The sequence below is a fragment of the Allocoprococcus comes genome (genome assembly GCF_013300725.1).
GTDB lineage: Bacteria > Bacillota > Clostridia > Lachnospirales > Lachnospiraceae > Allocoprococcus > Allocoprococcus comes_A.
Genome location: NZ_JAAIMM010000090.1, coordinates 1 through 1123, shown reverse-complemented (window position 1 = coordinate 1123; position 1123 = coordinate 1). Strand labels below are relative to the sequence as shown.

Sequence of the window (1123 nt, the reverse complement as noted above, 5' to 3'; positions counted from 1 at the left end):
AATGTGTCAGGGAATATATACAGTCGGAACCTTCTGTGGAAGATGCATTAGAAAAGGCAATTGATACCTGTATTCACCAGGATGTGTTGGCAGATTTTCTCAAGAAACATCGAGCGGAGGTGACAAATATGATCCTGACGACATATGATAAAGACTTATATGAGAAAACCTTGAAGGAAGATGCCAGAGAAGAAGGTAGAGAAGAAGGTATGGAATATCTAAATCAGCTAAACAAATATCTTTTAAAATCCAAGCGCTACAGCGACCTCGAACGTGCTACCGAAGATATCGAATATCAAAAGAAACTATTAAAAGAATTTGGCATTGAATTGAATAACACTAAGTAAATTATCTACGTTATGCCAAACGGAGGTAACAAATATGATCTTAACAACATATGACAAAGACTTATATGAGAAAGCCTTGAAGGAAGATGCCAGAGAAGAAGGACTTGAGTCAGGAATCTTACTAGCTAAATACCTTTTTAATGATAACCGCTCCAAAGACTTGGAGCGTGCTTCTAAAGATATTGAATATCAAAAAAAGTTGCTGAAAGAATATGGCATTGAGTAGAACCCAATAAATTATCTGCGCTATACCAAACGGAGGTGTTGCACATGATCTTAACGACATACGATAAAGACTTGTATGAAAAGACTTTGAAAGAGGACGCAAGAGAGGAAGGTAGAGAAGAAGGCAGAGCTGAAATAATAGCAGAATTAAACCAATTAACCAAATATCTCCTAAAAGCCAAACGCTACAACGATCTGGAACGTGCCGCAAAAGACATCGAGTACCAAAAGAAACTATTAAAAGAATTTGGTATTGAATAATCCTAAAACATAAATTCCATGTCCGATCACAAACTAAGATGCAATTCATCTTTTTCTGTCATCCGGCATGGGATTTTTCTTTTTAATTCCATAGAAAATTTTATTCTTTTTTAATTGCTTTTCACCAAGAACTCCAGTAGCATTTGAATAGGCGTATGTAGAAAATCGAATCATATATGATATATGAATTCTTTGATTGTAGAAAAAATTATATATCTACATGAAACATGAGCTCTGGCGAATTTACTTATGAACTGTTTTCTATTATAATGGAGGTAAGCAATGGAAAA

The 1123-nt window shown here is 34.8% G+C and carries 2 protein-coding genes and 1 pseudogene; all 3 read left to right on the top strand.

All coding sequences use genetic code 11. The features are described 5' to 3' along the window. A pseudogene (locus G4407_RS16145) lies at nt 1-347 on the top strand (hypothetical protein); the annotation flags it as partial. Between the two features lie 34 nt (nt 348-381). Next, nucleotides 382-573 (top strand): hypothetical protein, encoded by a 192-nt coding sequence (locus tag G4407_RS16140; RefSeq protein WP_173689693.1) that lies wholly within the window; start codon nt 382-384, stop codon nt 571-573. 44 nt (nt 574-617) lie between these two features. Beyond that, nucleotides 618-833 (top strand): hypothetical protein, encoded by a 216-nt coding sequence (locus tag G4407_RS16135; RefSeq protein ID WP_173689692.1) that lies wholly within the window; start codon nt 618-620, stop codon nt 831-833. Nucleotides 834-1123 lie beyond the last annotated feature (290 nt).